9 protein-coding genes are annotated in these 9,063 nt (G+C 32.0%); all 9 read left to right on the top strand.

The annotated features are described in order from the left end of the window. The coding region (locus B5E87_RS14285) for a transaldolase family protein (protein ID WP_275112323.1) at positions 1–270 on the top strand (270 nt) is incomplete at its 5' end. A gap of 105 nt (positions 271–375) precedes the next feature. Further along, a complete protein-coding gene (locus tag B5E87_RS14280; RefSeq protein ID WP_087246012.1) occupies positions 376–2,028 on the top strand; it encodes an FAD-dependent oxidoreductase in 1,653 nt (550 codons plus the stop codon). A 126-nt stretch (positions 2,029–2,154) separates the two neighbouring features. Beyond that, positions 2,155–3,000, top strand: a complete 846-nt coding sequence (locus tag B5E87_RS14275; RefSeq protein ID WP_087246010.1) for a phosphate ABC transporter substrate-binding protein — start codon at positions 2,155–2,157, stop codon at positions 2,998–3,000. 248 nt (positions 3,001–3,248) lie between these two features. Further along, the gene (gene pstC, locus B5E87_RS14270; protein WP_087246008.1) at positions 3,249–4,184 is read left to right on the top strand and encodes a phosphate ABC transporter permease subunit PstC; all 936 of its coding nucleotides are present in this window, start codon (positions 3,249–3,251) and stop codon (positions 4,182–4,184) included. Continuing rightward, positions 4,174–5,037 carry a phosphate ABC transporter permease PstA gene (gene pstA / locus B5E87_RS14265; protein WP_087246005.1) on the top strand — a complete coding sequence of 288 codons (864 nt, stop codon included), beginning with the start codon at positions 4,174–4,176 and terminating at the stop codon, positions 5,035–5,037. The genes pstC and pstA overlap by 11 nt, the downstream gene beginning before the upstream one ends. 14 nt (positions 5,038–5,051) lie before the next feature. Further along, positions 5,052–5,807 (top strand): phosphate ABC transporter ATP-binding protein PstB, encoded by a 756-nt coding sequence (gene pstB, locus B5E87_RS14260; RefSeq protein WP_087246003.1) that lies wholly within the window; start codon positions 5,052–5,054, stop codon positions 5,805–5,807. 45 nt (positions 5,808–5,852) lie between these two features. Then, the gene (gene phoU / locus B5E87_RS14255; RefSeq protein ID WP_087246000.1) at positions 5,853–6,512 is read left to right on the top strand and encodes a phosphate signaling complex protein PhoU; all 660 of its coding nucleotides are present in this window, start codon (positions 5,853–5,855) and stop codon (positions 6,510–6,512) included. Between the two features lie 11 nt (positions 6,513–6,523). Continuing rightward, positions 6,524–7,213 (top strand): response regulator transcription factor, encoded by a 690-nt coding sequence (locus tag B5E87_RS14250; protein WP_087245998.1) that lies wholly within the window; start codon positions 6,524–6,526, stop codon positions 7,211–7,213. Further along, positions 7,206–8,897, top strand: a complete 1,692-nt coding sequence (locus B5E87_RS14245) for a sensor histidine kinase (RefSeq protein WP_087245996.1) — start codon at positions 7,206–7,208, stop codon at positions 8,895–8,897. The genes B5E87_RS14250 and B5E87_RS14245 overlap by 8 nt, the downstream gene beginning before the upstream one ends. Positions 8,898–9,063 lie beyond the last annotated feature (166 nt).

Raw genomic sequence — 9,063 nt, 5'->3', positions numbered from 1 at the left:
GGAAATCTAGGAGCAGATCCAATGGAGCTCATCAATGAATTATCAAATCGTATTGTCATGGATGGATATGATACAAAGATAGTCGCAGCATCATTCAAGGGAGTGCAACAGATTAGAGATGCCTTCAATTATGGAGCGCAGTCCATTACAGCACCAGTAGAGATCTTGAAACAGATTTTCAAGAATCCAAGCATAGAAAAAGCAGTAGATGATTTCAATGCCGACTGGTATAGCATGTATGGTGAAAGCAAAGGAATATGTGATTTATAGAGTCATCAGGTATTTTATGAAAAACTCATAAAATGCCTTTTTTAATGCACGTTATTTTACTTTATATCAAAAGTTCTTTACAATAAAAATAGGAAGGTGAAGATAATGAAAGTTTTAATTATTGGAGGTGTAGCTGCTGGAGCCACAACAGCTGCCAGACTGAGAAGATTAAATAAAGATGTAGAAATGATTGTTTTTGAAAAGGGAAATTATGTGTCTTATGCCAATTGTGGATTGCCTTATTATGTATCTGGTGAAATTCAAGGTAAAGAGGATTTACTGTTGATGACACCACAATTATTTTATGATCGTTTTCAGATTGATGTCAGAGTGGCGAGTGAAGTCACAGCGATTCATCCTGAAAACAAGAGTATCTCCGTTTATAATCATATGACAGGAGAAACTTATGAAGAAAATTATGATCAGCTGGTTATTGCGACAGGATCATCGCCTATTCGATTGCCGATTCCTGGAATTGATCATCCTGATATTCAACAATTATGGACAATTGATGATTTTGAAAAAATACGCCAAAAAGTGGAACTGGAAAATATGCACACAGCATGTATTATTGGTGGAGGCTTTGTAGGGATTGAAACAGCTGAAAATTTAAAAGAATTGAATGTAGATGTTGATGTTATAGAAAAAGGACCACAAATCTTAAATAATTTAGATTTTGAGATGGTTCAGCCCATACATAAATATTTAAATCGAAAAGGTATTCATTTATATTTGAATACAGAATTATTAGCTTTTGAAGATCATCAATCCAAAATACAAGTCAAAACGAACTCTTTTACAAAAAGTTATGATTTGGTCATTCTTTCAGTCGGTGTAAAGCCACAAAGTGAAATAGCTAAAAAAGCTGGAATTGACTGTAATGCAAGAGGTGGTATTGTTGTAGATGAATATTTAAAAACAAATATTCCAGATATCTATGCAGTTGGAGATGTGATTGAAGTTGAACATTATATTCATCATCAAAAAACAATGATACCTTTAGCAGGTCCGGCTAACAAAGAAGGTCGAATTCTGGCAGATAATCTAGCAGGGCATCCTCAAAAATATCTAGGATCATTAGGAAGTAGTATTATTAAAGTTTTTGAGATGGCCGCAGCAAGCACTGGCTTCAATGAAAAACAATTACAGGCTCAAGGTTTACATAGACATCAAGATTATGAAGTGGTTATTATCCAACAAAAATCCCATGCGGGATACTATCCTGGAGCCAAGCCACTGACAATAAAGGTGATCTATGACCTTGAACAGAACATATTAGGAGCACAGGTTATAGGTTATGAAGGTGTTGATAAACGTATTGATGTGATTTCCACAGCTATTCATTATCATGGAAAAGTAACGGATTTAAAAGATCTTCATATCGCTTATGCTCCACCGTTTGCTTCGGCTAAGGATGCAATCAATATGGTAGGATATGTCGCTGAGAATATGCAAAATGGTTATATACAGTTGATGCTGCCTGATGAATATCAACAAGTCAAAGATCATGTCATCACATTGGATGTCAGAGAAAACGATGAAAGAAAAGCTGGATATATTGAAGGATCTTATCATATTCCATACGGTGAATTAATCCATCGTTATCAGGAAATAGATCCAAAACAGACCGTTGTGATATATTGTGCAGTTGGAGTCAGAGCTTATAATTGTGCCAGAATTCTGATGCAAAGAGGATATCAGAAAGTTTATGTGTTAAGCGGAGGCTTAGGATTTTATTTAGATTATTGCTTCAAATAATCATGTGTTTTTACGTAATCTTAACAAATTTTATACAAAAATATGATTTTTCCACCATTTAAAAAGATATACACTATGTTTGTCAATAAAGACGAATGATAAATGATAAAAAGGAAGGGTTAAAATATGAAAAAATTCGGAGCTTTATTATTAGCATGTGTATTAAGCTTTAGCTTGGTAGGATGCGGAAATAATGATGGAGGTAGCGATGCGGCTGCTTCAGGAAGTGGAGATGTGAGTGGAACTGTTGCTTTAAATGGTTCAACATCAATGGAAAAACTTGTTAATGGATTAAAAGAAGGTATTGTAGAAACTTATCCAAATTTACAATTAGAACCACAATTTACAGGTTCAAGTGCTGGGGTTGAAGCAGTAACAAATGGAACTGCTGATATTGGAGATGTATCAAGAGCTTTAACTGATGAAGAAAAAGCAGCTGGTTTAGTAGAAAATATTGTTGCTTTAGATGGTATCGCAGTTGTTACTGATACAGCGAATACAGCTACAAATTTAACAACTCAACAATTAAAAGATATTTACACTGGAAAAATTACTAACTGGAGCGAAGTTGGTGGAGCTGACCAAAATATCGTTGTTATTGGACGTGAAAGTGGTTCAGGAACAAGAGATGCATTCGAAGAAATCTTAGATATCGCTGATCAATGTCAATTAGCTCAAACATTAAATGAAACTGGAGCAGTTGCTGCAGCTGTACAATCTACACCAGGAGCAATTGGATATATTTCATTAGATGCATTAAATGATAAAGTTAAAGCATTACAATTAGACGGTGTTGCACCAAGTGAAGAAACAGTAAAAGACGGTTCATATACTTTACAAAGACCATTCGTTATGGCAACTAAAGGTGAAATCAGTGAACAATCAGCTCAAGTTCAAGCTGTATTTGAATTCATTAATAGTGATGCAGGACAAGAAGTTATCTCATCTGTTGGTTTAGTTTCAGCAAAATAATCTTTTAAGGGGCATAGGATTATGCCTCTTTTTTTGTATAAAAATAAATTTTAAAGTTATACTGTTTGTAAAGAAAAAGTAAAGAAATAAATGTAAAAAACATCGAAAATCATGGATTAAATACATAGAAATTTAAATATTTTACATAATCTTAACATTTTTTATACAAAATATTGCTATTTCTTTTACGTGAAAAGATATAAACTAGCATTGATTTGTGGAGCTATATATAAAAGAAGGGGTTAAATATGGAAAAGAAGATGATATCTATTATTGCAAATAGAAAAACAAAATCAATGGTAGAAAAAATAGCGTCTATTATTTTTACTTGTTGTGCTGTTGTTTCTATTGTAGCTGTTGTTGGGATTACAGCATATATGTTTGTTTCAGGAACGCCAGCTATTTTTGAAGTTGGATTAACTGAAATTTTATTCAGCAATGTATGGGCACCAACTGCAGCTGATCCACATTATGGTATTCTTAATATAATCTTAACATCAATTGTTGGGGTATTCTTTGCAATTTTGATAGGAGTTCCTATTGGAATTTTAACAGCTGTCAACTTAGCTGAAATTGCTAATCCAAAAGTGAGAAATATTGTAAAATCAGCAGTTGAATTGTTAGCAGGGATTCCATCAGTCGTCTATGGACTTTTAGGAATATTAATTATCAATCCATTAATGTATCAATTGGAGCTGGCTATTTTTGCTGGGTCAAAAACACATCAGTTTACAGGTGGAGCCAATTTGATTTCAGCTATTTTGGTTTTGGCCATTATGATTTTACCAACTTTAATTAATATTACGGAAACATCATTAAAATCAGTACCAGATGATTATCGTAAAAGTTCTTTGGCGCTAGGTGCAAGTCAAATGCAGACAATTTTTAAAGTTGTTTTACCAGCTGCTAAAAATGGGATTATGTCAGCGATTGTTTTAGGAGTTGGTCGTGCGATTGGTGAAGCCATGGCTATCTTGCTTGTGGCAGGGAACTCAGTCAATTTCCCATTACCATTCAATTCAGTTCGTTTCTTAACAACTGGTATCGTTTCTGAAATGGGATATGCTTCAGGAACACATCGTGAAGTATTGTTTACAATTGGTTTGGTATTATTTATCTTTATTTTAGCAATTAACTTGATATTAACATTTATTTTAAAACGAGGTGGAGAAGATGGAAAATAGTATTTTTGATAAAAAAAGTAGATTAAGTGATAAAGTCTTAAGTTTTCTTATTCAATTATCCACTCTCATTTCTGTTGGTCTATTGATTGTTATTATTGGTTATATATTAATAAGAGGTATTCCAAGCTTCAATTTTGGATATCTTGTCAATACAACAAGTGTATTAAAGGATACAGTAGGGATTTTACCTAATATTATTAATACAGTTTATATGATTGTTGTGACATTATTGATCGCTGGTCCTATTAGTATTGGGGGAGCAATCTACTTAAATGAATATGCAACAAATAAGAAATTTGTTGAAATCATTTCATTTACAACTGAAGTTTTAGCTGGTATTCCATCTATTATTTATGGTTTATTCGGTATGTTGTTTTTTGGAAATTTATTAAAATTAGGGTATTCTATTTTAACAGGGGCCTTAACATTAGCTATTATGATTTTACCAATCATTTCTAGAAATACACAGGTTGCCTTGCAGGCAGTACCAAAAAGTTATCGTGAAGCAGCACTAGGAATTGGAGCGACAAAATGGTATATGATTCGTACAGTTTTATTACCAAGTGCGATTCCTGGAATCTTAACAGGTATCATTTTAGCAATGGGAAGAATTGTTGCTGAATCAGCTGCATTACTATTCACTGCAGGAAGTTTAGCAACATTACCTAGAGGGTTATTTGAACACTTATTCTCAAGTGGTGGAACTTTAACAATTCAACTTTATCTAGAAATGGCAAAAGCGAATTATGATGTTGCCTTTGTCATTGCATTAATTTTAATTGTTGTTGTATTAGTATTGAATTTCTTAGCAAAATGGATTTCTAAAAGATTTGATGTCAATAAAATTGATTAAGGAAGGTTAAAAAAATGAGTGTAAAAATTAGTTCTAAAAATTTAAATCTTCATTATGGAGAAAAACATGCATTGAAAGATGTGAATTTAGATATTGTAGAAAATAAAATCACAGCATTTATTGGTCCTTCAGGATGTGGGAAATCTACATTTCTTAAGACTTTAAATAGAATGAATGATTATGTAAATAATGTCAAAATTGATGGTGAAATTACATTAGATGGAGAAAATATTTATGATCCACGTGTTGATACAACAGTGTTACGTAAAAAAGTAGGGATGGTTTTTCAGCAACCTAATCCATTTCCAATGAGTATTTATGATAATATTGCTTATGGACCAAGAATTCATGGTATTAAAAATAAAAAGAAATTAGATGAAATTGTTGAAAAAAGTTTAAAAGCAGCAGCTTTATATGATGAAGTTGCAGATCGTTTGCATACATCAGCACTTGGTTTATCTGGTGGACAACAACAGCGTTTATGTATTGCAAGATGTTTAGCAGTAGAACCAGAAATCATTTTATTGGATGAACCAACAAGTGCCTTGGATCCTATTTCTACATTAAAAATTGAAGAGTTATTAATGGAATTAAAAGATAAATATACAATTGCAATTGTCACACATAATATGCAGCAGGCATCACGTATTGCTGATTATACGGCTTTCTTCTTAGTTGGAGAAATGGTAGAATATGGTGAAACAAAGGACATTTTCTCAATGCCTAAAGATAAACGTACAGAAGATTATATTACTGGTCGTTTTGGTTAAGAGTTGTGTTTTGCATGAAAAACAAATATAATGGAGGTATGTAAAATGATGAGAAAACTATTTGACGAAGAATTAGAAAAGTTAAATGTTGATTTAACAAAAATGGGGCATCTTGTAGAAGTTGCTATTGAAAATATGATTGATGCTTTTAAACATCAGGATAAAGCTCTTGCAAAAGAGATTATTACAAATGACCGTTTAATTAATGATATGGAAAGAACTGTTGAATCAAGAGCATTTAATTTGATTTTACGTCAACAACCTATCGCAACAGATTTAAGAAATGTGACAACAGCTTTAAAAATTGTTACTGATTTGGAAAGAATTGGGGATCAGGCTGCTGATATTGCAGAAATTATTATGAATTTTGAAGGTGAACATGCTTATAAGACTGTTGAGCATATTCCGACAATGGCTAAAAAGGCTAAAATTATGGTTCATGAATCTATAGATTCATTTATTAAAAAAGATTTATCTACTGCACGTTTAGTAAAAAGCATGGATGATGAAATTGATGCTTTATTTGAAGAAGTGAAACAGGAAGTTGCAGAAATTATTAAAGAAAACAGCGAAAGAATTGATTACTGTATTGATTTCTTAATGATTGCGAAATACTTAGAAAGAGTTGGAGATCATGCAGTCAATATCTGTGAATGGTTAGAATTTAATCAAACTGGTTCAGTGAATGATCAAAGATTGATTTAGGAGGGTTAACAATGAACGAACGTATTTTTGTCATAGAGGATGATGAAAATATTCAGGAGATAGTTAAACTATCTCTTGAATCTAATGGTTATCAGGTTACACTATTTGATAATGCTATTGATGCTATAATAGAAATAAAAAGAGAGGCACCAGATTTAGCTATTTTTGATGTGATGTTGCCACAGATGGATGGGATTTCTGCTGTCAAAAAGATTAGAGAAACAAATACAGAAATGCCTATCTTGATTTTAAGTGCCAAAGATAGTGAAATTGATAAGATTCATGGCTTAGATAGTGGTAGTGATGATTATATGACAAAGCCATTTGGTGTATTGGAGCTTTGTGCTCGCGTTCGTACATTATTAAGAAGAGTTCATCCTAAATCAAAAGTTTTAAGAACACCATCCTTATCTATTGACAAGTCAACACATGTGGTAAAACATCATCAAGAAACTATGGATTTAACACATAAAGAATATCAATTGCTTGTTTATTTAATAGAAAATAAAGATCGTGTTGTCGAAAGAGATGAATTATTAAATAATATTTGGGGATATGATTTTATTGGGGAATCAAGAGCATTAGATGTTCATATTCGTTCACTTCGTAAGAAGTTAAATGATGACGGAGAAAAATATATTAAAACAATTCGTTCGGTGGGTTATCGTTTTGTAGAAAAAGAGGAGGATAAGTATGACTAAATCTATCCTCCGTTATTTTATTGTGATTCTGGTTGTTGCATTATTAAGCAGTTGTGTGATTTCTGGAGCGCTGTTATCTAATAGCATTTTAGATACAACTGAACACGATATGCTGTATTCTTTAAAACTGATTGATTATGCCTTGGATTATCAGCAGCCGCTTGATGGACAAATTGAAAAGTTAAATCCCTTGGCATATAGTGATGATACACGTATTAGTGTGATAGATCTTGAAGGTAATGTTGTTGCTGATACGGCAAAAGATTCTATATCTGAAAATCATTTGAATCGTGAGGAAATTCAGGAAGCTTTAAAATCCAGTGAAGGATATGCTCAAAGAAAATCTGAAACAACAGGTGAGGATACACTTTATGTAGCTTTATATAATCATGAAGACTATATAATTAGACTGGCTATTCCTTATCACGGTATTACTGATTATTTAGGTTCGTTAATTCCAGCTTTTGCAGTAAGCAGTATTATTTCGTTTTTAATTGCGTTTATACTATCACGTAAGCTGGCAGTGACAATCTCTAAACCTATTATTGAAATTAGTGAAAGTCTTGATCATATGAGTAAAGATTTTAGAGTTGATTTGAAGGATTATGATTATCAGGAATTTAATGTGATTGTAGACACGATTTATAATTTATCACATCGATTACGTAAATCTATGCGTCAGGTCAAACTGGAACGTATTAAAATAGATGAAATTTTAAAACAAATGAATGAGGGATTTGTTTTATTGGATGAAGACTATCAAATTTTAAGTATTAATGAAAAGGCAATATCTATATTAGGAGATATGAAAGTACATGATCGTATTTTAGATTATCTTTATTTTCCTGATATTATACAAGCTTTACAAAATAACATTACAAAACAACAGGTTGAGCTAAAAATAGATCATAATATTTATGCTTGTTATATTTCACGAGTTGATTTTGGGACAACTTTGCTTTTTGTGGATATTACGGCATCGAAAAAAGCAGAAAAAATGCGTAGTGAATTTTTCTCTAATGTTTCTCATGAATTGAAAACACCAATGACATCTATTAGGGGATATAGTGATTTATTGGCTCAAGGTGTTGTCCAAAATGAAAGTCAAAAACAAGTTATGTTAGAAAAGATTCAAACAGAAGTTGATAGTATGTCACGATTGATTAATGATATATTGATGCTGTCAAGATTAGAAAGTATGGATATTGAAGCAGAAATGATGCCTATTAAAATGCGAAGTATCGTGGACGAAGTTTTAGAAAGTTATGAAGTAGAAATAGCGAAACATGATATCCATATGGAATATTCTTTTGAAGATATGGTGTATATAGGAAATCATCAACAAATCTATACATTATTAAACAATATTATAGGAAATGCCATTAAGTATAATAAAGATCATGGAAGTGTCTTTGTGGATATTGAAGCGCAAGGCGATGGTATGAAAATTGTTGTCAAAGATACGGGTATTGGTATTCCACTTGCAGATCAGGCACGTGTGTTTGAAAGATTTTATCGTGTGGATAAAGGAAGAAGTAAACAACGTGGAGGAACTGGACTTGGTTTGGCTATTGTTAAACATATAGTATCGCATTATAAAGGTACGATTTCATTGAAGAGTGAATTGAATATAGGAACAACGATTGAAATTGTTTTACCGCAACAAAAAAGAACTGAATCTTAGTCAATGTCGTCAATTTAATGACATTACAATAGAGAGAATATTTGATTAAATTCAAAATTCTCCCTTTTTTTCTTTCTGTGCTAAAAAAGCACAAAAAGATACTGATCATTTTTAATGATTTTTTTAAGTTTTTAAGTTATAATTTTTTTAGAAAATGATGTCTATA

It is taken from the genome of Massilimicrobiota sp. An142 (assembly GCF_002160725.1).
GTDB classification, from domain to species: Bacteria; Bacillota_I; Bacilli_A; order Erysipelotrichales; family Coprobacillaceae; genus Allocoprobacillus; species Allocoprobacillus merdigallinarum.
The sequence above is the reverse complement of the archived record's forward strand: the minus strand, read 5'-3'. Positions and strand labels throughout refer to the sequence as shown.